Genomic DNA, 24,072 nt, shown 5'->3' with positions numbered 1-24,072 from the left:
AGCCCCATGAACTAGTTGTCGTTCACGGGGCTCAACTTTTGGTGTTCATGGCGTTGCCTAGTAGTAAACCGCCAGCGGGCCATTGGGGCCCGGGATGACCTTTACCGGGGTTTCGAAGACCTTGGTCAACACCTCATCGCACATGATTTCATCAGGGGTGCCGAACTCGACGACCTTGCCCTGCTTCATTGCGCAGATGTAGTCGGCGTAGTGGCCGGCGAAGTTGATGTCGTGCAGCACGATCACGATGGTGCGGTTCAGCTCGCGGGCAGCGCGCTGCAGGTGCTGCATCATCACTACCGAGTGCTTCATGTCCAGGTTGTTCAGCGGCTCATCGAGCAGCACGGTGTCGGTGTCCTGGGCCAGGACCATGGCCACGTAGGCGCGCTGGCGCTGGCCTCCGGAGAGCTCATCGAGGTAGCGGCTTTCCAATTCGCCCAGGTCCAGGAAGTCGATGGAGCGCGAGATGATCTCTTCATCGGCCTGGGTCAACCGGCCCTTGGAGTGCGGGTAGCGGCCGAAGCCCACCAGCTGGCGCACGGTCAGGCGGGTCACGAAGTGGTTTTCCTGGCGCAGGATCGAGACGATCTTGGCCAGATCCTTCGAGTTGGTCTTGGATACGTCGTAGCCGGAGACCTCGATGGAACCCTGGTCGATGCCCAGCAGGCGCCCGACCATGGTGAGCATGGTGGACTTGCCGGCGCCGTTCGGGCCTACCAGGGCGGTGATGCCGCCGGTGGGGATTTCCAAGCTGACCGGGCCGATGAAGACCGTGGAGCTGTACTTCTTGCTGACGGAATTGAGGGTAATCACAGCCGGCCCTTTCGCAGGATGAAGATCAGGAATGTAATGCCGCCGACGGCTTCGATGATGATGCCGACCACGCCTTCTGCGTAGAAGATGTTCTTCATGACGAAGTAGGCGCCGGCCAGGACCACGAAGCCGATGAGGAAGGACATCGGGTAGATGTAGCGGTGGTCGTAGGTGTCCGCCAGCTGGTAGGCCAAGGTGGCCACCAGGAAGCCGAGGAAGGTCAGCGGGCCCACCAGTGCGGTGGTGACCGCCATGAGAATCGATACGAAGAACAAGGTCTTCATGACCTCGCGGCGGTGGTTGATCCCCAGGTTGATGGTGGTTTCCTTGCCCAAGGCCAGGATGTTCATCTTCTTCGAGGACAGCACCAGGTAGCCGCCGGCAATGGCCACCAGCGGGATGGCCACCGGCATGTAGCTCATGTCGGCGTTGGCCATCGAGCCGAACAGGCGTGCGGTGAGGACATCGAATTCGCTCGGGGTCAGCAGGCGCTGCATGAAGGTCGAGATCGAGCCCAGCCCGGTGCCGATGATGATGCCCACCAGCAGCATGATCTGGATGTTGCCCAGCTTGCCCGAAAGCAGCCAGCCGTACAGCGCCACCGAGAGGCCCACCATGATCGCCACTTGCAGGACGAACTGGCTGACACCGGTGAAGAAGGTCACCCCGGCAACGCCCAGCACGAAGATCGCACCGGTCTGCACAACCCGGTACAAGGCTTCGAAGCCCATGATCGACGGGGTGATGATGCGGTTGTTGGTCACCGTTTGGAAAGCCACCGTGGCGATGGACTGGCAGGCGGCCACGATCACCATGGTCAGGATGTTGCTGGCGCGCAGCTTGGCGATGATCCAGAATCCGTCGGAGCCAAATGGCATGGGGTTATCCCAGGCGAGCAAGCCGATCCCGAAGAACAGGGCCAGCCCGATCATGATGGACAGGGTGATCCAGTAGCGCTTGCGGACCTTTGGGGTGGGCAGCGGGCCGGCAGAACGGCCGGAGCGGTGCATGCCCAATGCGGGGTGAGTCATGAGATTAGCCAACTTTGCGCTGCCTCAGAAGCAGGAAGATGAAGACGGCCGCGCCGAGCACGCCCAGGATCAGCGAGACCGGAATCTCGAAAGGCATGATGATGGTGCGGCCGATCAGGTCGCACACCGTGGTGATGGCAATGCCCAGCAGGCAGACCCAGGGCAGGTTGCTGCGCAGGTCGTCACCGCGGACCATCGAGACGATATTCGGCACGATCAGGCCGAGGAATGGCAGGTTGCCGATGACCACGGTGACCACGCCGGTGGCGACCGCGATCAGCGCGGTGCCCAGCAGCATCACCTGGCGGTAATTCAGCCCGACGTTGGTGGCGATTTCCTCGCCGAGCCCTGCTACGGTGAAGCGGTCGGCCACGATGTAGATGGCAATGGCGACGATGGCCACGATCCACAGCACCTCGTACTGCCCGCGGATCACCGAGGTGAAGGAGCCGGCCAGCCAGATGCCCATGGACTGCAGCTTGTCGGTGGACAGCGCGAAGAAGGTGGAGAAGGCGCCGACCACGGAACCGAGCATGATGCCCACGATCGGCACGGTCAGCGAGGCCTTGAGCGAAATGCGCTGCAAGAACAGGAAGAAGATCATGGTGCCGATGAAGGCGAAGACAATCGCGACGCTCATCTTGGCCAGCAGCGACGCGCTGGGGAAGAGTACCAGCATGGTCAGTAGGCCCAGGCCCGCCCATTCGGTGGTGCCGGTGGTGGTCGGCTCCACGAAGCGGTTCTGGGTCAGCAGCTGCATCACCAATCCGCTCATGGCCATGGCCGCTCCGGCCAGTACCAGCGCAAGGGTGCGCGGAATGCGGGTGACGGCGAACATCATGGCGCCGTCGTCCATGCCGAAAATGTCGTAGACGCCGGTGAACAGGGAGAACGCCAGCAGCACCAGTACTGCGAGGATGCCCAATGCGAGTTTTCCGGAAAGGGCCTTGCTCTTGGTCCGGGCTGGGGAGGTCGTGCTTGTCATTATGCCGCCGTGGAAATAAGTGGTGGGAAAACAGCTCTAGTGGCGAAGCCGGAATACGGCTTCGCCACTAGCTGGCTGGGGTGTCCGGAATGCTACTTGGCAGCTTCCAGCGCGTCAGCGAAAGTATTCAGGAACTCGGTGTAGGTCTGGATGCTCTCGTTGGTGTAGGTGTCAGCAGGCATGACGACAACCTGGGATTCCTTCGAGGCGGTGACATTCTGCAGCGCCTCGGACTTCTCCAGCAGGTCCTTTGCCGGCTGGTAGTCCGCACCGTCGGCTTCAACCGCTGCGTCGCGGTCCATGACGATGATCCAGTCCGGGTTGGACTTGGCGATGGCTTCGACCGAAACGTCGTCGCCCTCGTGGTCGGTGGAGGATTCGTCGAGCTTCAGCGCCGGGGTCAGGCCCAGGAAGTCGAACATCGGGCCGACGGTGCGGCCGGTGGTAGGAGCCGAGTAGCCCAGCTCGCCGCCCGAGGCGATCAGGCCCATGACGGTCTGGTCCTTGTCGTAGGCATCGGTGACGCGCTTCTCGGCGGCTTCGAAGTCCTCAACGAGCTTCTTGGCCTCGGCCTGCTTGCCGAAGATCTCGCCCAGGGTGGTGACCTGGCGTTCCAGCTCAGCGTCAAATGGCTCGCCTTCGCGTGGGTCCAGCGAAATGATGGCGGCTTCCGGAGCCAGTTCCTTGAACTTCGCGGCGTGCTGGGTGTAGCGCTGGCCGTTGATGATCAGGTCAGGGTCGACGGTGACAACTGATTCCAGGTTCGGTTCCTTGTGGCTGCCCAAGTCCAGGACCTTCTCGTCCTTGGTGTAGGAGATGGTGTCCGGCATCAGCGAGACAGCGCCTGCGGTGAGCTTGATGCCCCAGGAATCCAAGGTCTCGAAGGTGCGGTTGTCGGTGGCAACGACAGACTTCGCGGGAACCTCGATCTTCTTCTCGCCTTCATTGTCGGTGATGGTGACGGTCTTGGTGTCGCCAGCCTTGGCCTCAGCTGCCGTATCGGTAGCGGAACCGCAAGCGGTCAGGGACAGTGCGGCGATGCTCAGCAGTGCGGCAGCGCGAAGCTTCATGGAGGACATGTATTCCTTCTTCGGACAGCAACCGGCGTTGGTTGCGCTATTGAATGATCTGATAATTAGCTTAGCCTTATCTGAGCGAATTAAGCCAAACGGCTCTTATGTTAGCTAGGTCACCCAAATACGCGAATTGAAGGCCGGAACCGTCCGCAAATGCGGCTCTTGATGAGGCTTGCCCCAGCTGACTGGGCTATTTCAGGGAGAAATAACGATCATCGGCCTTGTTTAATTAGTGTCCGAAGGCATGGAGGAAGCTGCGTCAGGCAGCGTAATGAATTGAACCTCCAGCTCATTGCATGAGCCGAGCCATGGCGCAGATGCTGCCATTGATGCCCGTTTTGCCCGCCGGTATCAGGCTGCCGGGTAGGTGATCCGCGACTGCTGGTCGATCACCGCGCCCGGGCTCAGCTCGGCAGGTTTGGCCGGATGCCCATCGATGATGTGGAATACCTCGGCACCGCGGGCCAGCAGATGATCAGCAATGATCCTGCGATGGCAACGCCACCATACAGCTTCGGCGCACATGATCGCGGTCTTCTGGCCGGCGGCCCGCGCCTGCAGCCGCTGGAGCGCCTGCAGGAAATCCTCCCCGAGGGCATGGTCGGCGTAATTATGGAAGCTGCGGTTCGTCCACCATGCGTTGACTGCGAAATCGACGCTTCGGCTCACAGGACGCCTGCCGGCCAGCGCTTCCTCGCGGTGCAGGCTGATTCCCGCCGTGCTCAAGGAGGCTTCCAAGGCATCCGCATTGAACTGCGGGAATTTGCGGGAGCCGGCCAGTTTGCGGACATCCACAACATTCGTGATTCCGTACTGCGTTAGCAGTGCGAGGAAATCCTCGATGGATCGTGCCGAATGTCCAATGGTGAAAATTCCGGCGGGCAAAATGCTGGCTCCTTGGGTGGGGATGGGGCGGGGCTAATGCTGATCGTGCTTGGCGGAGCTGAGGACTAGTTGGAGCAGCTCTTCGACTTCGGCAGCACGGGACTGCCAGTAGCCGGTATCGAGCCCGAAGCCGAGCGTTGCTTCATCGGCGCGTTTCTTGAAATAGTCCCGGTGGTCCTCCAGCGCATTGGCCAGGTCCGCGAATTGGTCATTGCTCAGTTCCAAGTTCAAGGTTCTCTGCTTCATGAGCTTCATCCTGGGTCGAGTGCGAATTCTATGAACCCGAGCGTACGCCCATTGCCAGCCGAAATGACCGCTATCAAGCTGGCACTCAGAAAGTCGTCGCCGAAGCTCGCCGGGAATAGGCTCGTGGCAGGCCTTGTTGTGCCGAATACGAGCATCGATCAGAAGGAGCAGTTCATGGCTGAAGAAAATCGAGTAGTTCTCATTGGCGGACATGGGAAGGTTGCCCTGCTGGCAGCGCCCAAGCTGGTTGGGCGCGGCTACGCGGTCAACTCGCTGATACGCAACCCGGAGCATGCAGCCGACATCAGCGCCACGGGCGCCACCCCAGTAGTCATCGACATCGAAAGCGCTGGCGTGGATCAGTTGGCCCAGGCCTTTTCCGGTGCCAGCGCCATCGTCTTCTCCGCAGGTGCCGGTGGCGGCAACGAGCATCGCACCCGCGCTGTGGACTATGACGCCGCGGTGCGTTCCATGCAGGCCGCCAAGCAGGCCGGCGTGGACCGCTTCGTGATGGTCTCCTACAGCCGCGCCCTGGTGGATGTGGACAGCCTGGATCCGGCCAACTCGTTCTACGCCTATGCCAAGGCCAAGCACGACGCCGACGCGTACTTGCGCGGCACGGAGCTGGACTACACGATCCTGGGCCCGGGGGCGCTGACCCTGGAACCGGCCAGCCAGCGCGTGGTGCTGGCTGACAAGGCGGGCAAGGTGAACGGAGCAGACGTTGAAGGCGAGGCATCGCAGACCTCGCGCGAGAACGTCGCCGAAGTGATCACCCATGTGGTGGCCAATAATGCAGCACGCCGCTCCACCGTGAACTTCTACAACGGCAACATGCCGATCGTGGAAGCGATCGTCTAGTAAAGCGCAGCCGCAGCCCTGTCTCCGCAACGGGGGCAGGGCTGTTCTGCGTCTGCGGATGAAAGTTCCGCGGCTTCCACTGAGTGGATGCGGGGCCTTCTGCCTACGGGCAAGCGGTGGGATCATGTGCCCATGACCAAACTAGAACCCGCTGCGAATCACTACGGGCGCGATGTCTCGAACAGGATCGGGAGCGCCGGACCTGCCCTGTTCGAGCAGTACCCGCTGCTGGACAAGCTGTGGGAGGACGCCAAGCAGCTTCTCGCGGTCCGGAGCAATGATGCGCACACCCTGTATTCGGTGTCCTTGGCCCAGCAGCTGCTGGGCCATCACCCGCAAGCCGATGCCAATATCGTGCTGCCGGCCATGCTGCTGCACGATATCGGCTGGTCTGCCGTGGATCCGGCCCTCGTGCTGGGCGCGATCGCACCGGGTGCGGGCAATGCCGAGCTGGTGCTGCAGCATGAAAAGGAAGGCGCCAAGCTGGCCAGGCGGCTGCTGGCGGGCCAGGGCGTGGCATCGGCGGATATCGAGCGCATCGTATTCATCATCGACGGCCACGACTCCCGCAAGGAATCCACCAGCATCGAGGATTCCTTGGTCAAGGACGCGGACAAGCTATGGAGGCTGACCGGCCATGGGCTGGATACCATCATGGACTGGTTCGGCCTGACCCGCAGCCAGGCTTTCACGCTGGTGGAATCGCGGGTTGCCGGACATCTCTTTACCGAGCAGGCCCGAAGCATGGCCAGCGGATTCATCGCGGTGGAGCGTGCCAACATGCTGCCGCAGCGGCTCTTGCTCGACGGCCGGTAGCTGCCACTTCCCCCGGCGGCCAGGCGCCCTGGACCGCCGGGGCCATGGCGCATCGGGCCAAGGGGACTAGTGTGGGCCTTGGCGGCACGTGCAACGAGGGGCATGAGCAGATTTCCTACAGGAGGCATCAATGGCCGGTGGCAGTTCGCAGCCAGGGCGCAGCGTCACATCGAAGATCCTGGCGATCCTGGCCGCATTCGAAACGACCAGGAGATCGCTGAGCCTGACCGAGATCTCCGTGGCGGCGGACCTGCCGCTATCCACCACCCACCGCCTGGTTGGCGAGCTTGTCGAGTCCGGGATGCTCAGCCGCTCGGCCAACGGCGGCATCCAGCTGGGCCTGCGGCTGTGGGCGATAGCCCAGAACACCGGCCGGCAACTTCGCGATACGGCCCGGCCCTATGTGCAGGACCTGTTCTCGTTGACCGGTGAGACCAGCCAGCTGGCCATCCGGGATGGGAACATGACGCTGTATATCGACCGCGTCTATGGCACCAAGCGCATTGCACGGGCCTCGCGCGTTGGCGGACGCCTGCCGTTGCACGCGACCGCCGTGGGCAAGGTCATCCTGGCATTCTCCGAACCCTGGGTTGCCGACGCGTACCTGGAACTGCCGCTGCAGAAGATGACCGCGCATACCCGCAGCTCCGCAAAGCAGCTGCGCGAGGAGCTGGGCCGGGTCCGTGAGAACGGCTATGCCACCACCAATGAGGAAGTCCGGCTGGGTACCTCGTCGATAGCGGTGCCGGTATTCCATACCGGCCGGTTGGGCTGCTCCATCGGGCTGGTCATCCCGACCTCCCACGCCGCGAACATGGACCGCTTCCTGCCGGTGCTCCATGGAACCTCCCAGCGCCTGGAAGCCGCGACCGTGCATATTCCGCTGGAAACATTGCTGGGCATCATATCCGGCCCCGACATGAATGTTCCCGAGGAAGACCTCTCGGAAGAAGGATAAGGGCCCGGAGAAAGACAGCTTCCACTGGATGGAAGACCAGTCTTTGCTTGGGGTGTGGCGTGGGTAACACTTGGGTTAGTGAATGCGGCACGGGAAACACCGTGCATCATCGATTTCCCAAGGAGCAGTTCCATGACGAGCACCCCAGCCATCTCGGGCGGATGCCCCATGGGCTTCGGCGCCGAAGCGCCGGCAGGCCATCACGGGTACGAGCCGTTTGCGATGGAGAATCCCTTCCCGTCCTACGCGAAGATGCGCAGCGAACAGCCGGTCATGTTCGACGAGCGAACCGGCCTGTACGTTCTGACCCGCTATGACGATGTGAAGGCCGTCTTCGAGGACTGGGAGACCTTCTCCTCGGAGAATGCGCAGGCCCCGGTCCGCAAGCGCGGCACGCAGGCTGCCAGGATCATGGACGAGGGCGGATTCACCACCTACTCCGGACTCTCCGCCCGCCGCCCGCCGGAGCACACCCGCATCCGCGCGATTGCGCAAAAGGCGTTCACCCCCAGGCGCTTCAAGGCCCTGGAGCCGATGATCCGCCAAAACGTGCGCAGCGCCATCGAGCAGATGCTCGCCCGCGGCGAGGGCCATGCGGAAATCGTTGCCGACCTGGCCTACTCGCTGCCGACCATCACCATCGTGACCCTGATCGGCGCAGATATCTCCAAGGTCGACACCTACAAGCGCTGGAGCGACTCCCGCGCGGCCATGACCTGGGGGGACTTGAGCGACGAGGAGCAGATCCCGCACGCCCACAACCTCGTCGAATACTGGGACGAATGCCAGAAGCTGGTCGCCGAAGCCCATGGAACCGGGCGCGACAGCCTCACCACCGACCTGGTCAAGGCGCAGCGCGAAGGCGCGGAGATTTCCGACCACGAAATCGCCTCGCTGCTCTACTCGCTGCTTTTCGCCGGCCATGAGACCACCACGACGCTGATCTCCAACTGCGTGCGCGTGCTGCTTGAGCACCGCGATGCGTGGGAAGCGCTCGTCGCCGAGCCGAAACAGATCCCCAAGGCCATCGACGAGGTGCTGCGCTACTCCGGCTCCATTGTCGGCTGGCGCCGCAAGGCCCTGGTGGACACCGAAATCGCCGGCGTGCAGATCCCGCAGGGCGCAGAGATCCTGCTGCTGATGGGCTCGGCCAACCGCGACGAGGCCCGTTTCGAGAACGGCGAGGACTTCGATATCACCCGCGCCAACGCCCGCGACCACCTGTCCTTCGGTTTCGGCATCCACTACTGCCTGGGCAATATGCTCGCGAAGCTGCAGGCGAAGATCGCGCTGGAAGAACTGACCAGCGCACTGCCGCAGCTCGAACTGTTGGACGGGGATTCCATCACCTTCCGCAAGAACATTTCCTTCCGCGTCCCGGACTTCGTGAATGTCACGTTGAACGCGGATCCCGATTCGCTGAAAGAGGCCTAGAGATGAGCAGCAACGAATTCATTGAGTTCTTCGACGGCGGCATGGCGCCGACCCTCGACTCCCTGGGCGGCAAGGGTGCTTCCCTGGTCACCATGACCGCCGCGGGCATGCCGGTGCCCCCGGGATTCGTGGTCAACACCCAGGCCTTCCGCACCTTCATGCACTCCGGGCTCTCCGAGGCGATTGCTCAGCAGCTCAAGGGCCTGGACCCGGAGGATGTCCAAGCGGCGGACGCCGCCAGCGCGGCCATCCGCGAGATCATCCTCTCCCGTCCGGTCCCGCAGGAACTGGGCCGCGCCACCAAGGAGGCCTACGCGCAGCTGCAGTCCCGCTTCGAAAGCGAAGTGCCGCTGGCGGTGCGTTCCTCGGCCACCGCGGAGGACCTGCCCGATGCCTCTTTCGCCGGCCAGCAGGACACCTACCTCTGGCTGAACGGCTACCCCGAGGTGGCAGAGCACATCCGCGCATGCTTCGCGTCGCTGTACACCACCCGTGCGATCATCTACCGCATCAAGAACGGGATCCCCGATGAAGGATTGTGCATGGCGGTGGTCGTGCAGAAGATGGTCAATGCCAAGACCGCAGGCGTGGCCATGAGCCTGGATCCGACCAACGGCGACCGCTCCAAGATCACCGTGGACGCATCCTGGGGAGTTGGCGAAATGGTCGTCTCGGGCACCGTCACCCCGGATAACATCCAGCTGGACAAGGTCACCTTGGCCGTGATCCATGAGCATGTCGGCGACAAGCATGCCGAGATGGTCCCCGATGCGGCCACCAACACCCTGGTGGAACGCGAAGTCGAGGAAGCACGACGCAACGTGCGTTGCCTCTCCGACGACGAGCTGGCCGCCGTGGCCCAGCTGGCCAAGCGCGCCGAGAAGCACTACAAGGCGCCGCAGGATATCGAATGGGCGATCGACGCCGACCTGCCCGATGGCGAAAACCTGCTGCTCTTGCAGGCCCGTCCGGAAACGGTCCACTCGGCCAAGGCCACCGAAGCCAAGCCCAAGAGCACCGGCTACTCCTCCTCCCTTGGATTCGGATCCATCACCGCATCGCTGATCAAGATCAGCGGCTAGCACGCACTGAAGATTTCCACCCGCGCTTTCCCTTACCCCTTGAAAGGGTGCATGACCATGACAATGAAGTCGTTCCCCAAGCCATCCGATTTGCCGGTACCAGCAGGTGCCGAAGGATGGGAAGAGATCTACCCGTACTACCTGGTGTTCCAAGACGAGCTTAAGGAACAAGAAGATGCCAAGTTCTGGTTCTGCGACTCCTCGCACTGGCCAACGGTCTTCAAGCCCTTCGAGACCATTGGCGGCGAATTCGCGGTCAAGTGCCTGGGCCAGTACAACGCCCGCCACCTGATGATCCCGAATGCCAACGGCATCGACTTCCGCGTGCACTTAGGCTACCTGTACATGTCCCCGATCCCGGTGCCCGAGGACCAGATCGCGGCTCGCGTCCCTGAGTTCGAGGCACGCATCGGCCACTACTTCGGCGACTGGGAAAACAAGCTGGCTGCCTGGCACGAGAAGGTCAAGGGCACCATTGCGGACATGGAAGAGCTGCGCTTTGATCCACTGCCTGAAATTGTTCCTTTCCAGGACATCGAGAACGGCGTGGGCAAGGACGGATCGCAGGTCCTGCTGGATAACTACGACCGGCTGATCTCGCTCACCTACCAGAACTGGCAGTACCACTTCGAATTCCTGAACCTGGGCTACATCGCCTACCTGGACTTCTTCAACTTCTGCAAGGAAGTTTTCCCCAACATCCCTGACCAGTCCATCGCCACCATGGTGCAAGGCGTGGATATGGAATTGTTCCGCCCCGACGATGAGCTCAAGGCGCTGGCCCTGCTGGCGGTTGAACTGAAGCTGTCGGATCTGTTCTCCAACACCGATGACCCGCAGGCCACCCTGGCGGCCATCGCCGCAGCCCCAGGCGGCGAACGCTGGATCGCGCAGTGGGAAGCAGCCCACGAGCCATGGTTCAACTTCACCATCGGCAACGGCTTCTACGGCCACGACAAGTACTGGAACGAGCACCCGCAGATCCCGCTGAGCTTCATCGCCGACTACATCCGCCGCGTAGGGGAAGGTGCGCAGATCCTGCGCCCCACCGAAAAGCTGATCGCGGAGAAAGACCGCATTGTCGCCGAATACACTGACCTCCTGGATGCCGAAACCGCGCAGGTCTTCGAGGCCAAGCGCTCGCTGGCTGCTACCGCCTACCCCTACGTGGAGAACCACAACTTCTACATCGAGCACTGGACCATGGGCGTCTTCTGGCGCAAGGTCCGCGAGCTCTCGCGGATGATGGCCGATGCCGGGGTCTTCGAGGATCCCGAAGACCTGCTCTACCTGGGCCGCAACGAGTTGCGCGATGTCATCTTCGATCTGGTCACCTCCTTCGGCATCGGCGCCGGCGAGCCTATCGCCGCGGTAGCCCTGCCGAAGAAGATCGCCAAGCGCCGCCAGATCGTCGACGCGCTGAAGACCGCACGCCCGGCACCGGCACTGAACACCCCGCCGGAATCGATCACCGAGCCATTCACCCGCATGCTGTGGGGCATCACCACCGAACAGGTGCAGTCGTGGCTGGGCAATGACGAGGATGCCCAGGAAAACGTCCTCAAGGGCATGGCCGCCTCGCCAGGCGCTGTCGAGGGCGTGGCACGGGTGATCATGCACGCCGACGACCTGGGCCAGATCCAGCCGGGCGAAATCCTGGTGGCGCCGATCACTGCGCCGAGCTGGGGACCGATCTTCGGCAAGATCAAGGCAACGGTCACCGACATCGGCGGCATGATGTCCCACGCGGCGATCGTTTGCCGTGAATACGACCTGCCAGCCGTGACCGGTACCGGCAGCGCATCGACCACCATCAAGACCGGCGACCGCCTTCGGGTGGATGGCGGCAAGGGAACCGTGGAAATCCTGGTGGACAGCCCCGTCTTGACCGGGCCCGGAGCCCATTCGCACAACCACGGCTAAGACCTTCCTGGTACCCCAAACCAGGAATACCCCCGGGTGCCGGCCCAGCCCCCAAGGGCCGGCACCCATCCCACCAAGAATCTTTTCTTCTGATGAAAGGCACGATCCATGAGCAGCTCACCAACGGTGCTGATCACCGGAGCCGCCGGCGGACTGGGCCGGGCCTTCGCCCTCGGGTTCGCCGAACGCGGCTACCGGGTAGCCGCCGCCGACATCGACCTGGCGGGCACCGAGCAGACCGTGCAGCTGGTTCGCGAGGCCGGCGGGCAGGCCGCGGCCTTCGAAGTAAATGTCACCGACCCGCAATCCACCGACAAGATGGCGGACGGCGCCGCCGAATTCGCTGGCGGGCACATCGACGTGCTGATCAACAACGCCGCGATCTACGCCACCGTGACCCGCTCGCTGTTCGAGGACATCGACCCCGGCGAATGGGACAAGGTCATGGGCGTGAACCTCAAGGGCCCCTGGATGGTCACCCGCGCGGTCTCCCCGTTCCTGGCCGCCGGATCACGGGTGATCAACCTGGCCAGCGCCACCGTGTACTCCGGCTCCGAGCAGTGGGCCCACTACGTGGCTTCCAAGGGCGGCGTCATCGCCCTGAGCCGGGTGATGGCCAAGGAACTGGGCCGGCGGGAAATCACCGTGAACACCATCGCGCCGGGGTTCACCCTCACCGAAGCAAGCCTGGGGCTGATGGAAGACGCGGCCAGCTACGGCGTGGACCGCGGGGCGCTGAAGCGGGCTAGCCAGCCCGCCGATATCGTCGGAGCCGCACTCTTCCTGGCCGGCCAGGACTCCTCCTTCATCACCGGGCAAACGCTCGTCGTTGACGGCGGACGCCAATTCATCTGATTCATGCTTCATCGGACAAGACTTCAATCACCAAATTAGGAGTGATCATCATGGCGACAGTAAATTTCACTGATTTCGAAGGCAATGCACGCAGCATCGAGGCCAACACCGGCGACTCGGTGATGGAAACCGCTGTACGCAACGGTGTCGAAGGCATCGTTGGCGAATGCGGCGGCTCGCTATCCTGCGCCACCTGCCACGTTTTCGTTGCCGAGAATGACCTGGATTCGCTGGAGCCAATGAGCGAGATGGAAGACGAGATGCTCTACGGCACCGCGGAAGAGCGCGAAGACAACTCGCGGCTGTCCTGCCAGATCAAGATGTGCGAAGGGCAAACGATCAACGTCACCACCCCGGAAACCCAGGTGTAGCCATGAAAACCGCAACCGCCGTATCCACCGCCGGCGCCCCGGCCCCAGAGGCGCAAACAGCCACCGGCCTGCTGATTGTCGGCGCTTCCCAGTCCGGCGTCCAGCTAGCGATCTCGCTGCGCGCGCTGGGCTATGACGAGCACATCACGCTGCTCGGGGATGAAGACCACCGCCCCTACCAGCGCCCGGCGCTGTCCAAGGAATTCCTGCAGGACAAGATCGGCAGCGAGTCGCTGATCTTCCGCTCCAACGAGTACTGGGACGAGCACAACGTCACCCTGGTCAAGGGCGAGCGCATCGAGGAAATCGCCTCCAATGCGGATGGCTCCGGCGTCGCAGTGGGCAGCTCCGGCACCCGCTACCCGTACACCCGTCTGGCGCTGGCGGTGGGCGCGCGCCCACGCCGCTTCGAAGCAGAAGGCAGCGGACTGCACGGCGTGGTGTACCTGCGCAACGCCGACGACGCCCTGCACCTGAAGGACCTGGCCCCGAAGGCCACCGACGTGGTGGTCATTGGCGGCGGATTCATCGGCCTGGAAGCAGCCAGCTCGCTGCAGGCCATGGGCAAGAAGGTCACCGTGCTGGAATACGGGCCACGCCTGGTGGGCCGCGCCGTGGGCGAGGACACCAGCAGCTACTTCCTGCGCAAGCACCGGGAACGGGGGCTCGATATCCACCTCGACGCCCGGGTGCGCAAGATCCACGGCGCAAGCGGCCACGTGAGCGCCGTCGAATTGGAATCCGGGGAAATGATCGACGCGCAAATCGTGCTGATCGGCATCGGCGTCATCCCGAACACCGAGCTCGGCGAAAAACTCGGCCTGCGCATCGATAACGGCATCGTCGTCGACCACGCGGCCCTGGCTTCGGATGGCCACACGCTGGTAGTCGGCGACGTGGCCAATATGCCCAACCCGGTGCCCGGCGCCCCTGAAGGCGAGCGGATCCGCTTGGAATCGGTGAACAACGCCGTGGAGCACGCCAAGGTGGCCGCCTACGCCCTGATGGGCCAGCGCGAAGCCTACGCCGGCATCCCATGGTTCTGGTCCAACCAGGCCGACATGAAACTGCAGATCGCCGGCCTGTCCATGGGCTTCGACAAGATGGTGAAGCGTGAAGTACCCCAGAAGGGGAAATTCACCGTGCTGTACTACCGCGAAGGCCAGATCATCGCGGCCGACTGCGTGAACGCGCCATTGGATTTCATGGCGGTAAAGCAGGCCCTGGCGGCCGGGAAGAACATCAACCCGCAGGCCAGCGCCGATACTGCTGTCCAACTCAAGACCCTGATTGCCTGAGGACATCATGACCACTCTGAACGAGACCCGGCCACTGCCTGCGCAGGGCTCCATCAACACCAGGCCCATTGCCCTGGATGAGCACTTCGACGGCGAACTGGACAAGATCTGGGCCGCGGTGGAACCGGAAACCCGTGCCCGCGGCAACGACATCCACCTGCCGATTTCGCTGTCCTTCGCCCGTCGCCTGTGCGACGCCTATCCGGAAGCGGACCGCACCCTGGTGCTGGTTTCCACCCTGCTGCACGACACCGGCTGGGCCCACGTCGATGAAGAAAAGATCATCTCCGACGGCTTCCGCGGCGACTGGCGCACAGCGGATATCCGCTACGAGCACGAGCGCGAGGGCTGCGAAGTGGCCCGGCGCGTGCTGCCGCCGCTGGGCTATGGCGCGCAGTTCGTCGAAGCCGTCTGCGCGATCATCGATGGGCATGACACCCGTGCGGTGGCCTATTCGCTGGAGGATGCGCTGATGCGCGACGCGGATCGGCTGTGGCGCTTCGACCAGGCGGGCATCGCACTGGCGTCGGGCTGGTTCGGCCAGGACCCGAGCACCTACACCGACCGGCTGGAAACCGAGATCATCCCGGAGCTGATCACCGAGGCGGCCGTGGCCATGGCCACCGCTGACCTGGCCCGCTCCCGGTCGCTGCTGCGGACCAAGGCCCTGCGATGAGCGCGGCCGCAAGCACCCGCGACAGCTTGGCGATCCCGTACCGCCATGTCGATACGCATTTCATTGACGGGGGATGGGTTGGCTCTGCGGGAACCGGGCGCATCGAGGTCACCGATCCGGCCACTGGGCAAGTATGGGGCTCGGTTCCGGCAGGCACCAGCCAGGACATCGATCGCGCGGTGGGCGCCGCGCACGCCGCGTTCCACGGAACGCAGTGGCGAAGCTGCTCGCCGTCGGATCGTGCGGCCTTGCTGCTGCGTATCGCCGACGAAGTGGAGGCCCGGGCCACCGAATTGTCGCTGACCAATACCCTGGAAAACGGGTCCCCGATTTCGGAAACGCAGGGAGCGGCTGCCAATGCCGCCTCAATCTTCCGCTACTTCGCATCGCTGGCTCCATTGCTGGAAAACGAGGACCTGCGCCCCTTCCCGAACGGGTCCGGGGAATCCCTGGTCCGCCGTGACCCGGTGGGGGTCTGCGCGCTGATTGCCCCCTGGAACTTCCCCATCAACCTGATGGTGATCAAGCTGGCCCCGGCCCTGCTGGCGGGGTGCACCGTGGTCATGAAGCCGGCTTCGCCAACACCGCTGTCCTTCCGCATTATCATGGATGCCATGGCTGCCGCCGGAGTGCCAGCGGGCGTCGCCAACCTGGTCACCGGGCCGGGGCGCATGGGCGATGAACTGGTTCGCCATCCGCTGGTCTCCAAGGTCGCATTCACCGGGTCCACGCCGGTGGGGCGCAAGATCGCCGCGGCCTGCGGCGAGCTGCTGCGGCCGGTCACCTTGGAACTGGGCGGCAAGTCCAGCGCCTTGGTGCTGCCGGATGCCGATATGGAGGTGCTCAGTTCGCGGCTGATCCGCTCGTGCATGCGCAATACCGGGCAGACGTGCTACATCTCCACCCGGATCCTGGCCCCAGCGCAGCGCTACGACGACGTCGTGGAGACGGTGCGCGCAACGATTTCCGCAGGAACCCAAGGGGACCCGTTGCAGGCCGGCACGGTGTTCGGCCCTTCGGCCAACAAGAGCCAGTACGAGACGGTCCTGGGGTACCTCCAGGCAGGCCACGCCGAAGGCGCGCAGGCGGTTGCAGGTGGCCGCAAGGCCGCGATGGAGGCCGAGCTGGCCGGCGGATACTTCATCGAGCCAACCGTTTTTGCCGGTGTCACGCCGGACATGAGGATATCCCGCGAGGAAATCTTCGGACCGGTGATCACCGTGCTCAAGTACCAGGACGAAGCCGAGGGCATTGCCCTGGCGAATAACACCGAATTCGGCTTGGGCGGCCTGGTCTTCAGCTCCGATGAGCAGCACGCGGTGCAGGTCGCTGACCGGATCGATTCGGGCAGCGTGGGCATCAACTTCTTCGCTTCGAACCATGCGGCGCCATTTGGCGGGCGCAACGACTCCGGCCTGGGCGCCGAATACGGTCCCGAGGGGCTCTCGGCGTACCTGAGCTACAAGTCCATCCATCGCCAGGTCCGCTAGCAAGAACACCGACCGGCAAGCATAGCAGCAGGACGTCTCGGGCCGGTGCGCCCGAGACGTCCTGCTGCCCTTTTTGGCGCTAATGCGGGCCGCGGAAAAAGCGCTGAAACCACTGGAACATCTGGTCAAATGCCATAAATGGGATTTAAAAGATGGCTTCCGCTGGGTGGAAGATTCACGTGGTGCTTCCCCGCGGAAGGGCGCAGGATTGCTACTAGTCCTCAGCGTGTTCCGCATCACAATCATGCGAGCGCGAAGAACTTTTTCAAATGATCGGCAGCGACAGTGCAGTTCCTGCCTGAAGATCATGCGACCCAGCTAAGGAGCTCCAGGATGCAGTACCACCACGACGGATATGTCGGCCGCAACCCTCGTATCAGGAATGCAGAAGGTACGGGAGTGAACCGTACTGCAGAACTGCCCGAGACGATGGATGTGCTCATCGTCGGCGCCGGACCCGCCGGCATCGTCCAGGCTGCCCAGTTGACCGAGTATCCCGAGGTCCACACCCGCATCATCGAAGCCCGCCCGGAGCGGCTGGCCGCGGGCCGCGCCGACGGCCTGTTCCCGCGCAGCTGCGAAACCTTCCAGGCCTTCGAGTTCTACGACGAGATCGCGCACGAGGCAGCGCACATGCGCGAGATGAGCTTCTGGGGTCCGCATCCGCAGAACCCTGCCGAAATTGCCCGTGGCGCCCGTGCTGATGATCCGCCGGCATATGTCAGCGAATTCCCGATCCTCACCGTCAACCAGGCCCGCGTGATCGACTACTTCGCAGAGCGCGCAGAAAACGGCCCGGCCCGCATCAACATCAACTACGGTGTCGAATTCCTGGACCTGGTGGTCCACGATTCCGGCGACTATCCGGTAGAAGTCCGCATCAATGACGAGCACGGCATCGAGCGCACGGTGCGCGCCAAGTATGTTGTCGGTTGCGACGGCGCGCGGAGCAAGGTGCGCAGCTGCATCGACGTCGAGGTGGTCACCGACCCTGCCGACCAGGCCTGGGCAGTGATCGACATGCTGGCCAACACCGACTTCCCGGACTTCCGCACGCGCAGCGGCATCCAGTCCGACAAAGACGGATCCATCCTGCTGATTCCCCGCGAAGGCGGCTTCCTGACTCGCTTCTACGTGTCGCTGGATACCCCGAACGACCAGAACCGGGCGCAGGTCCGCGCCACCACCGCGGAAGAAGCCATCGCCCGCGCCAACCGCATCCTGCACCCGTACTCGGTGGATGTGCGCGAGGTGACCTGGTTCAGCATCTACGAGGTGCGCCACTCGGTGGCCCAGAGCTTCGATGATGTCGCCGCGAAAAATGATCCATCGCTGAACCCGCATGTGTTCATCGCCGGCGATGCCTGCCATACGCATAGCGCCAAGGCCGGCCAGGGCATGAACGTTTCCATCCAGGACGGGTGGAACCTGTCCTGGAAGCTGGGCCAGGTGCTCACCGGGCGCAGCGACGAGTCGCTGTTGAAGACCTATAACGAAGAGCGCCAGGATGTTGCGCAGAAGCTCATCGACTACGACAAGGAATGGTCTGCGATGATGTCGCGCAGCCCGGAGGAAATGGAAGGCCCGCACGAGATCATCGACTTCTTCGTGAAGACCGCCAACTTCCCCGGCGGCTTCGACACCAAGTACGAGCTGTCCACGCTGACCGGCGGGACCGCGCACCAGAAGCTGGCCGAAGGCTTCCCGGTGGGCATGCGCTTCAAATCCGCGCAGGTCTCCCGCGTCTGCGATACCACCACGGTGCAGCTCGGGCACCACTTCCGTGCCGATGGGCGCTGGAGGCTCTACGCCTTTGCCGACGAATCGGGGCAAGAGCTCGAACAGCTGGCGCAATGGCTGGAGAATTCTGCCGATTCGCCAATTACCGCGTACACCGCTGAGGGCCAAGACATCGACAGCGTATTCGACGCCAAGGTGATCTACCAGCAGGACTACCATGAGGTGGAAATCAACAAGGTGCCACGGCTGTTCCTGCCGAAGGTGGGCCAGGTCCAGATCACCGACTGGGAGAAGGTCTATGCCGCGATCCCGCATCAGGATATCTTCACCGAGCGCAAGATCGACCGGGCCGGAGCCCTGGTTGTCGTCCGCCCGGACATGTATGTCGCCCAGGTCTTGCCGTTGACTGCCCGCGCGGAACTGGCCGAGTTCTTCTCGAAGAACATGGCTTTGCCGAAGGTGCCTGAATTCTCCTAGGCCAATCCGGTCCTCGATGGAGAGCAGGGCAAGAAGAAAACCCCGGTGCCGAAGCACCGGGGTTTCCTTTTGTCATCACTCGCACCTTCATGAGGTACTTATAACTCTAGGACGGCTGACTGTGAGCGCGCTGGGCTGAGCCTGCCATTTGGCTTGGCATTCAGAGACCCGCCGGAACGACGGCCGCCGGAGTCATGGGAAAGCCGGTCACGGTCTTGGGCCGCGGGGGAGCGTAGGTGCGCACCTTGGAGGTGCTCAGCCCCATGCGGACCAGCGACTCCGCGATGGTCACCGCTGCGCGCACGCCATCAACAATTGGCACGCCGGTGGCCAGCCGCACCTGTTCCTCCAGCTCGGCCATGCCGCCGCAGCCCAGGCAGATCACTTCGGCCTTGTCGTGCTCCACTGCCTGGCGGGATTGCTCGACGATGGCCGCTACCGCGCGCTGCGGATCGGATTCCAGTTCCAGCACGCCCAGCCCGCTGGCGCGCACCGAGGCGAGCCGGTCGGTCAGGCCGGCCAGTTTCAGCCGGTCCTCGATCAGCGGCACCGTGCGGTCCAGCGTGGTGACCACCGAATACTTGTGGCCGAGGAATTGCGCCGTGGAGGCGGCGGCTTCGGTAATGTCCACGACCGGGATATCCAGCAGCTCCTGCAGGCCCTCGCGGCCGTGCTCGCCGTAGCCTGCTTGGATGACCGCGTCGAATGGCTCGGTGTAGCGGACCACCTTGTCCATTACGGCGATGGCCGCCAGGTAGCTTTCGAAATTGCCTTCGCAGGAGTCCGCCCCGAAATCCGGGGTCAGCTCGACGATCTCGGTGCCGGGCGAGGCGACCTGCCGTGCGGAATCCCCGATGGCGCGGGTCATGGACTGCGTGGTGTTGACGTTCAGGATCAGAATGCGCATCAGTTGTCCTAGTGGGTTGGTGCCACGGCGATCGGCTCGCCATCGATGTCTGCCAGATCGTGCTGGCGCTTGGCCAAGGCCAGGTAGGCCAGGGCACCGGCGCTCGAACCCAGGAACCAGGCAAACGGACCGACAATGTGCAGGGCAGGGACGAAGGCCAGCACCAGTGCGATCACCGAGCTGATCACCAGTGCCCCGACGGCCCGGTAGTTCACGCCGCGGGTGAAGTAGTAGGTGCCTTCGGCATCCGAGCGGTACAAGTCCAAGACGTTGATCCGGGCTTTGCGGATCAGCCAGTAGTCGGCCATGATGATGCCGAACAGCGGGCCAAGCAGCGCGCCCAGGCCGCCCAGGAAGTAGTTGATGATCTCGGGGGAGTTGTACAAGTTCCAGGGCAGGATGACCAGGCCGATGACTCCGGAGATCAGTGCGGCGGTGCGGAAGTTCAGCTTCTTCGGGAGCAGGTTGGTCAATGCGTAGGTCGGTGCCACGAAATTGGCCATCAGGTTCACCGCGATGGTCAGCACCAGCAGGGCGGCGGAGGCCAGCAATAGCAGCAAGGTGTTCGGGATCGCGCCCACAATATCCGACGGCGAGGTGATGACCTGGCCGTTGATGGAGAACTGCGTACCGGTCAGGACCACCACGATGGCGCCGAAGAACATCATGTTCAGCGGGATGCCGAAGAAGTTGCCCTTCACGATCGCCTTCTTGGAGGATGCGCCACGGGTGAAGTCGCAGAAGTTCAGGACGAAGGTGCCGTAGATCGAGACCCACAGGGCGGCTGCGCCGAACATCGCGGTCCACATCTCGATGCCGGTCTTCGATTCGCCGGTGCTCATCGAGACGTTGAAACCCGATTCGAAGAGCATCCAGATGGCCAGGCCCAGGAAGGTGGCCAGGATGACCGGGCCAGCGAAGGCCTCGTACTTGCGGATCATCTCCATGCCGTAGCTGACGATGACCAGCTGCACCGCCCAGAGGGCGACGAAGCAGATCCAGCCCAGGGCGTTCAGTCCCAGGAAGCTGGTCTGCTCCAGGGCTGCGGACCCCGGGGCCACGGCAATCACCATGACGGCGAGGACCTGGGCGGCGAGGTAGGTCTGGATGCCGAACCAGGCAATGGCCACGGCCCCGCGCAGCAGCGCGGGGATCTGGGCGCCGTTGATGCCGAAGGCGATGCGGCTCATCACCGGGAAGGGGACCCCGGTTTTCTCGCCCATGAATCCCGAGAAGTTCAGCAGCGCGAAGAGCAGGACCGCTCCGATGCCCAGCGCGCCGAGGATCTGCCATCCGCTCATGCCCAGGGCGAAGAGCCCGATGGCGAAGGTGTAGTTGCCCAGGGAGTGCACGTCGTTGGCCCACAGGGTGAAGATGCTGTAAGAGCTCCAGGTGCGTCCCTTGCGGGCGGTAGGTGCCAGGTCCTGGTTGTAGAGCGACGCGCTCAACTCGAAGGGATTGGCCCGGTCGATAGCGTGCGGGTTTTCCTGCGGTGCGGCCTCGGGCACCATTTCAGGGGTCTTTTGCGACATGATGGACATCCTTGTCAAAGGGTCATGTATCCGGGCAAGGCGCATTCGGGCGCACTGCGACAGGGGAAAATGACAGATCTGGGGGAAGCGGAGCGCTCAGTTGAACGGCCCGTGCCTGCCTGCGGGGACGCAGGGCAGGTAGGCGGGCCCGCTTACGGGTAGATCGGCTGTCCGAAATTCACGTAGAACTCGGCCGGCGAGCCGAGAAGCGGCATGGCCGGGCGCGGCGCAGCGGCAAGCCGCTGGGCGCTGTGCGTGATGCACGGTGGAAAAAGCATGGCTGCTCCTGAGCTAGGAAGTCACTCCGAGATATGTGCCAGGTGAGTAACCACCACTGTATGCACTGGATCACATTCCCGCAATAGAAAATGATGATTTCACCAGATGGTATTTTGGCCGGATTCCGGAGCCTTTTATTCCATTCCCGGAATCCGCTAATGAGCCTGCTTTTATCAGGATCGCACCGGGCGCCATTCCTGTCCTGATGCCACTGCAGCGCCCTTCTGTGCGACTCTGCGCGCATCGGCACTTCGTCCCGAAACCTTCTTGACAGTGATTGGCGTCTCGTCCTAGAGTTTTCATAAAGCAAAAGCTAACTTCCATAAAGCGGAATCTTTGGAAGGTGTTCTTGAAGGGAAATCCAGTGTCCTACACTCTGAACTGCTCGATCCTCCTCACCGAGTTGCCGCTGCTGCAGCGCGCGGATGCCGCCAAGCAGGCGGGTTTCGACAGCGTCGAATTCTGGTGGCCATTTGGCGAAGCCGCACCCTCCGGCAAGCAGGTCGACGAATTTCTTGCCTCGCTGGCCAACGCCGGCGTCCAGCTGGACGGATTGAACTTCTTCGCCGGCGACATGCCGGCAGGCGACCGCGGACTGGTTTCATGGCTGGGGCGCGAGTCCGAATTCAAGGACAATGTCGACGCCGTCGTGGCCATCGCCGAAGCTACCGGCTGCAAGGCCTTCAACGCCCTGTACGGCAACCGCATCGAGGGCGCCGACCCGGCGGCCCAGGATGAGCTGGCCTTGGAGAACCTGGTGGCCGCGGCCCAGGGCGTGGCCAAGGTCGGCGGCACCGTGCTGATCGAGCCGGTCTCCGGCACGGAAGCCTACCCGCTGAAAACTGCGGCCCAGGCGCTTGCGGTTGTCGAGGCTGTCAAGGCCCAGGGCGAAGGGAACATCGCGCTGCTGGCCGACTTCTACCACCTGTCAGTCAACGGCGATGACGTCGCCGCCGTCATTGAAGCGCATGCCAAGGACTTCGGCCATATCCAGATCGCCGATGCGCCGGGCCGCGGAGCTCCGGGCACCGGGGACCTGCCGCTGCAGGACTGGATCAAGCGCTCGCGCGAGTTGGGCTACACCGGCAACGTCGCCCTGGAGTACAAGCAGGAAGCGGCCACCGCCTTCGACTGGCTCCAGAACGCCAGCAGCAACGCCGCAGTCTAGAGAACACCTTTTCGCACAAGAATTTTTGGAGAATCACATGTCGCAGAACATCGCCTTCATCGGACTGGGCATCATGGGCCTGCCGATGGCCAAGAACCTGGTCAACGCCGGCTATCACGTCACCGGCTACAACCGCAGCGACAAGGCCGGCAACGAGCTGGCCGCCGCTGGCGGAACCAAGGCCGCCTCCATCGCGCAAGCCGTGGCCAATGCAGACGTGGTCATCACCATGGTTCCGGATTCCCCGGATGTCCAAGCCGTCACCCTCGGCGAAGAGGGCGTCTTCGCCAACGCGAAGGCCGGAGCCCTGTGGATCGACAACTCCTCGATCCGTCCCGACGTGGCCGTCGAGCTTGCGGCCTCGGCCCGCGACGCCGGACTGCGCCCGCTCGATGCCCCGGTCTCCGGCGGCGAGGCCGGCGCCATCGAGGGCGTGCTGTCCATTATGGCCGGCGGCGAGCAAGCCGACTTCGAGGCGGCCAAGCCGGTGCTCGAAGCGGTGGGCAAGACCATCGTGCTGGTGGGTCCTTCGGGCTCCGGGCAGACCGTCAAGGCGGCCAACCAGCTGATCGTCGCGGCCAACATCCAGGCCCTGTCCGAAGCGGTGCTCTTCCTCGAAGCCTATGGCGTGGACACCGACGCGGCCATCAAGGTCCTCGGCGGCGGCCTGGCCGGCTCCAAGGTGCTTGACCAGAAGGCCCAGAAGATCCTGGACCGCGAATTCGCCCCGGGCTTCCGCCTGGCCTTGCACAACAAGGACATGGGCATCGTGACCTCTGCGGCCCGCGAAGCGGGCGTCGTGCTGCCCCTGGGAGCATTGGTTGCCCAGCTGGTCACCTCCACCGTGGCTTCCGGCGACGGGGCACTGGACCATTCGGGCCTCTTCCGCGGGGTGCAGCGCCTGGCCGGAAAGATCGACGCCCCGGTCCCTGCCTAGCACCACCACAACTTCCTACGGCGGGGACAACTAGGTAACCCGCTTCTTCAGCTAGCGGCCGCGCAATACCGGCTACGCTCCGGTGCCGCCGGACCCCTGGTACACGGCAGGGGCCCGACGCGCCGTATCCGCTGCGCAATGGGCTTTGTTCCAGTTCATCGCCGCTAGCTGGTGCTCAAGGAAGCGGCGTTGTGGTGACTCATGCACCTTGGCTTCCCGCCGTAGGTATCCT

23 protein-coding genes are annotated in these 24,072 nt (G+C 63.4%); 14 read left to right on the top strand and 9 right to left on the bottom strand.

Annotated elements, in window-relative coordinates; genetic code table 11:
* Positions 1-57: 57 nt before the first annotated feature.
* From ACWICV_RS13430 to ACWICV_RS13405, 6 genes are all read right to left on the bottom strand, one after another.
* Positions 58-813, bottom strand: coding sequence for an iron ABC transporter ATP-binding protein (locus ACWICV_RS13430; protein WP_454091254.1), 756 nt, complete (start codon positions 811-813; stop codon positions 58-60).
* Positions 810-1,844 carry an iron chelate uptake ABC transporter family permease subunit gene (locus tag ACWICV_RS13425; protein ID WP_332594969.1) on the bottom strand — a complete coding sequence of 345 codons (1,035 nt, stop codon included), beginning with the start codon at positions 1,842-1,844 and terminating at the stop codon, positions 810-812. Before ACWICV_RS13425 ends, ACWICV_RS13430 begins: the two co-directional genes overlap by 4 nt.
* Before the next feature lie 4 nt (positions 1,845-1,848).
* A complete protein-coding gene (locus ACWICV_RS13420) occupies positions 1,849-2,829 on the bottom strand; it encodes an ABC transporter permease (RefSeq protein WP_400289985.1) in 981 nt (326 codons plus the stop codon).
* A 92-nt stretch (positions 2,830-2,921) separates the two neighbouring features.
* Positions 2,922-3,908, bottom strand: coding sequence for a siderophore ABC transporter substrate-binding protein (locus ACWICV_RS13415; RefSeq protein ID WP_332594968.1), 987 nt, complete (start codon positions 3,906-3,908; stop codon positions 2,922-2,924).
* 348 nt (positions 3,909-4,256) lie between these two features.
* Positions 4,257-4,790, bottom strand: a complete 534-nt coding sequence (locus ACWICV_RS13410) for a DUF488 domain-containing protein (protein WP_400289988.1) — start codon at positions 4,788-4,790, stop codon at positions 4,257-4,259.
* A 33-nt stretch (positions 4,791-4,823) separates the two neighbouring features.
* Positions 4,824-5,036 carry a hypothetical protein gene (locus ACWICV_RS13405; protein WP_105656406.1) on the bottom strand — a complete coding sequence of 71 codons (213 nt, stop codon included), beginning with the start codon at positions 5,034-5,036 and terminating at the stop codon, positions 4,824-4,826.
* 174 nt (positions 5,037-5,210) lie between these two features.
* Here ACWICV_RS13405 and ACWICV_RS13400 point away from each other — a divergent pair, with 174 nt between their 5' ends.
* From ACWICV_RS13400 to ACWICV_RS13345, 12 genes are all read left to right on the top strand, one after another.
* Positions 5,211-5,897 carry an SDR family oxidoreductase gene (locus ACWICV_RS13400; RefSeq protein WP_454091255.1) on the top strand — a complete coding sequence of 229 codons (687 nt, stop codon included), beginning with the start codon at positions 5,211-5,213 and terminating at the stop codon, positions 5,895-5,897.
* 132 nt (positions 5,898-6,029) lie between these two features.
* Entirely contained in the window at positions 6,030-6,713 is a 684-nt protein-coding gene (locus ACWICV_RS13395) for an HD domain-containing protein (RefSeq protein ID WP_400289992.1), read from the top strand.
* A gap of 130 nt (positions 6,714-6,843) precedes the next feature.
* A complete protein-coding gene (locus ACWICV_RS13390; RefSeq protein WP_388024892.1) occupies positions 6,844-7,671 on the top strand; it encodes an IclR family transcriptional regulator in 828 nt (275 codons plus the stop codon).
* Between the two features lie 132 nt (positions 7,672-7,803).
* Positions 7,804-9,105, top strand: coding sequence for a cytochrome P450 (locus ACWICV_RS13385; RefSeq protein ID WP_454091256.1), 1,302 nt, complete (start codon positions 7,804-7,806; stop codon positions 9,103-9,105).
* A gap of 2 nt (positions 9,106-9,107) precedes the next feature.
* Positions 9,108-10,187, top strand: coding sequence for a PEP/pyruvate-binding domain-containing protein (locus ACWICV_RS13380; protein WP_454091257.1), 1,080 nt, complete (start codon positions 9,108-9,110; stop codon positions 10,185-10,187).
* Positions 10,188-10,238: 51 nt separating this feature from the next.
* Entirely contained in the window at positions 10,239-12,110 is a 1,872-nt protein-coding gene (locus ACWICV_RS13375) for a PEP-utilizing enzyme (RefSeq protein ID WP_454091258.1), read from the top strand.
* 108 nt (positions 12,111-12,218) lie between these two features.
* On the top strand, positions 12,219-12,965 hold the full coding sequence (locus ACWICV_RS13370; protein ID WP_388024898.1) for an SDR family NAD(P)-dependent oxidoreductase: 747 nt from the start codon (positions 12,219-12,221) through the stop codon (positions 12,963-12,965).
* A gap of 50 nt (positions 12,966-13,015) precedes the next feature.
* Positions 13,016-13,336 carry a 2Fe-2S iron-sulfur cluster-binding protein gene (locus tag ACWICV_RS13365; protein WP_454091259.1) on the top strand — a complete coding sequence of 107 codons (321 nt, stop codon included), beginning with the start codon at positions 13,016-13,018 and terminating at the stop codon, positions 13,334-13,336.
* Between the two features lie 2 nt (positions 13,337-13,338).
* Complete coding sequence (locus ACWICV_RS13360) at positions 13,339-14,634, top strand: NAD(P)/FAD-dependent oxidoreductase (protein WP_454091260.1); 1,296 nt, start codon at positions 13,339-13,341, stop codon at positions 14,632-14,634.
* Positions 14,635-14,641: 7 nt separating this feature from the next.
* On the top strand, positions 14,642-15,310 hold the full coding sequence (locus ACWICV_RS13355; RefSeq protein ID WP_454091261.1) for an HD domain-containing protein: 669 nt from the start codon (positions 14,642-14,644) through the stop codon (positions 15,308-15,310).
* On the top strand, positions 15,307-16,800 hold the full coding sequence (locus tag ACWICV_RS13350; protein WP_454091262.1) for an aldehyde dehydrogenase family protein: 1,494 nt from the start codon (positions 15,307-15,309) through the stop codon (positions 16,798-16,800). Before ACWICV_RS13355 ends, ACWICV_RS13350 begins: the two co-directional genes overlap by 4 nt.
* Before the next feature lie 333 nt (positions 16,801-17,133).
* A complete protein-coding gene (locus ACWICV_RS13345; protein WP_454091263.1) occupies positions 17,134-19,017 on the top strand; it encodes an FAD-dependent monooxygenase in 1,884 nt (627 codons plus the stop codon).
* 160 nt (positions 19,018-19,177) lie between these two features.
* Here the strand turns inward: ACWICV_RS13345 and ACWICV_RS13340 are convergent, their stop codons facing one another.
* The 3 genes from ACWICV_RS13340 to ACWICV_RS13330 all read right to left on the bottom strand — a co-directional run bounded on the left by ACWICV_RS13340 (position 19,178) and on the right by ACWICV_RS13330 (position 21,734).
* Entirely contained in the window at positions 19,178-19,924 is a 747-nt protein-coding gene (locus ACWICV_RS13340; protein WP_454091264.1) for an aspartate/glutamate racemase family protein, read from the bottom strand.
* A gap of 8 nt (positions 19,925-19,932) precedes the next feature.
* Complete coding sequence (locus ACWICV_RS13335) at positions 19,933-21,456, bottom strand: NCS1 family nucleobase:cation symporter-1 (protein ID WP_454091265.1); 1,524 nt, start codon at positions 21,454-21,456, stop codon at positions 19,933-19,935.
* Positions 21,457-21,608: 152 nt separating this feature from the next.
* Complete coding sequence (locus ACWICV_RS13330) at positions 21,609-21,734, bottom strand: hypothetical protein (RefSeq protein WP_402471666.1); 126 nt, start codon at positions 21,732-21,734, stop codon at positions 21,609-21,611.
* A gap of 365 nt (positions 21,735-22,099) precedes the next feature.
* On the opposite strand from ACWICV_RS13330, the gene ACWICV_RS13325 reads away from it, so the two are divergent.
* Both ACWICV_RS13325 and ACWICV_RS13320 read left to right on the top strand, forming a co-directional pair.
* A complete protein-coding gene (locus ACWICV_RS13325) occupies positions 22,100-22,903 on the top strand; it encodes a hydroxypyruvate isomerase family protein (protein WP_402471664.1) in 804 nt (267 codons plus the stop codon).
* A 25-nt stretch (positions 22,904-22,928) separates the two neighbouring features.
* Positions 22,929-23,840, top strand: coding sequence for a 2-hydroxy-3-oxopropionate reductase (locus ACWICV_RS13320; protein ID WP_454091266.1), 912 nt, complete (start codon positions 22,929-22,931; stop codon positions 23,838-23,840).
* Positions 23,841-24,072 lie beyond the last annotated feature (232 nt).

It is taken from the genome of Glutamicibacter sp. NPDC055354 (assembly GCF_053644955.1).
The sequence above is the reverse complement of the archived record's forward strand: the minus strand, read 5'-3'. Positions and strand labels throughout refer to the sequence as shown.

Coding starts and splice junctions, on each gene's coding strand:
- ACWICV_RS13405 (WP_105656406.1), bottom strand. CDS start 5,036: ATGAAGCAGAGAACCTTGAACTTGGAACTGAGCAATGACCAATTCGCG.
- ACWICV_RS13350 (WP_454091262.1), top strand. CDS start 15,307: ATGAGCGCGGCCGCAAGCACCCGCGACAGCTTGGCGATCCCGTACCGC.
- ACWICV_RS13375 (WP_454091258.1), top strand. CDS start 10,239: ATGACCATGACAATGAAGTCGTTCCCCAAGCCATCCGATTTGCCGGTA.
- ACWICV_RS13395 (WP_400289992.1), top strand. CDS start 6,030: ATGACCAAACTAGAACCCGCTGCGAATCACTACGGGCGCGATGTCTCG.
- ACWICV_RS13340 (WP_454091264.1), bottom strand. CDS start 19,924: ATGCGCATTCTGATCCTGAACGTCAACACCACGCAGTCCATGACCCGC.
- ACWICV_RS13355 (WP_454091261.1), top strand. CDS start 14,642: ATGACCACTCTGAACGAGACCCGGCCACTGCCTGCGCAGGGCTCCATC.
- ACWICV_RS13400 (WP_454091255.1), top strand. CDS start 5,211: ATGGCTGAAGAAAATCGAGTAGTTCTCATTGGCGGACATGGGAAGGTT.
- ACWICV_RS13335 (WP_454091265.1), bottom strand. CDS start 21,456: ATGTCGCAAAAGACCCCTGAAATGGTGCCCGAGGCCGCACCGCAGGAA.
- ACWICV_RS13370 (WP_388024898.1), top strand. CDS start 12,219: ATGAGCAGCTCACCAACGGTGCTGATCACCGGAGCCGCCGGCGGACTG.
- ACWICV_RS13425 (WP_332594969.1), bottom strand. CDS start 1,844: ATGACTCACCCCGCATTGGGCATGCACCGCTCCGGCCGTTCTGCCGGC.
- ACWICV_RS13365 (WP_454091259.1), top strand. CDS start 13,016: ATGGCGACAGTAAATTTCACTGATTTCGAAGGCAATGCACGCAGCATC.
- ACWICV_RS13390 (WP_388024892.1), top strand. CDS start 6,844: ATGGCCGGTGGCAGTTCGCAGCCAGGGCGCAGCGTCACATCGAAGATC.
- ACWICV_RS13330 (WP_402471666.1), bottom strand. CDS start 21,734: ATGCTTTTTCCACCGTGCATCACGCACAGCGCCCAGCGGCTTGCCGCT.
- ACWICV_RS13420 (WP_400289985.1), bottom strand. CDS start 2,829: ATGACAAGCACGACCTCCCCAGCCCGGACCAAGAGCAAGGCCCTTTCC.
- ACWICV_RS13345 (WP_454091263.1), top strand. CDS start 17,134: ATGCAGTACCACCACGACGGATATGTCGGCCGCAACCCTCGTATCAGG.
- ACWICV_RS13385 (WP_454091256.1), top strand. CDS start 7,804: ATGACGAGCACCCCAGCCATCTCGGGCGGATGCCCCATGGGCTTCGGC.
- ACWICV_RS13380 (WP_454091257.1), top strand. CDS start 9,108: ATGAGCAGCAACGAATTCATTGAGTTCTTCGACGGCGGCATGGCGCCG.
- ACWICV_RS13415 (WP_332594968.1), bottom strand. CDS start 3,908: ATGTCCTCCATGAAGCTTCGCGCTGCCGCACTGCTGAGCATCGCCGCA.
- ACWICV_RS13360 (WP_454091260.1), top strand. CDS start 13,339: ATGAAAACCGCAACCGCCGTATCCACCGCCGGCGCCCCGGCCCCAGAG.